At 50.9% G+C, this 581-nt stretch carries 1 protein-coding gene; it reads right to left on the minus strand.

Annotated elements, in window-relative coordinates; genetic code table 11:
- Positions 1 to 206: 206 nt before the first annotated feature.
- Positions 207 to 581 (minus strand): PIN domain-containing protein (locus BP727_RS00395; RefSeq protein ID WP_286856735.1); only part of this gene is annotated, 375 nt, incomplete at its 5' end.

A 581-nucleotide genomic window follows, 5' to 3' on the forward strand; every position in this document is an offset into this window, starting at 1 on the left:
CCGGGAGGCCGGTCGGGCGTGCGGTCAGGGGAGGCTTGTCTCCGGGATTGGCAGCTTTTCGGGGGCTGGATTTTTGGAAGAAGTGGCAGTTCATTATTAATTATTAGCAGAAAATCATAAAAGAACAATAACTAATCACATACAGAGTCGCAGAGCGCACAGAGACTTCACGGCTGAGAGTTTCGGGGCCGTCTCCGGCTTGACGATCAGGGTTTCCATAAATTCAAGAAGCCGACACGCTCAAAGTCAGCATCATTTGTGGCCATTTCCGTTATCCCAAATGCCTTGCAGCAGGCGGTATGCAAGGCATCCCTGGGAAGAAGACGGTATTCGCTGGCGCATTCCAGCGCGATTTTGGATATAGAATAATCCAGGCTCAGGACCTTCAGATGTCCTTTAGATATGAGCACGTCGAGATAGCCATGAAATTCACGCACAGGCACAAGGCAATCTTGCCAGGCATAGAGCATCGCTTTTTTCATTGATCTTGCGTCGTTCGGGCTTCCTGTTCTCCTGGCGGTCTGGACCATCAGGACATAGGAAACCTCATCGATGACCAGAGGCGAGATGAACGCCTCGAT

The organism is Methanosaeta sp. UBA356 (assembly GCF_002496465.1).
In the GTDB taxonomy this organism is placed as follows: Archaea; Halobacteriota; Methanosarcinia; order Methanotrichales; family Methanotrichaceae; genus Methanothrix; species Methanothrix soehngenii.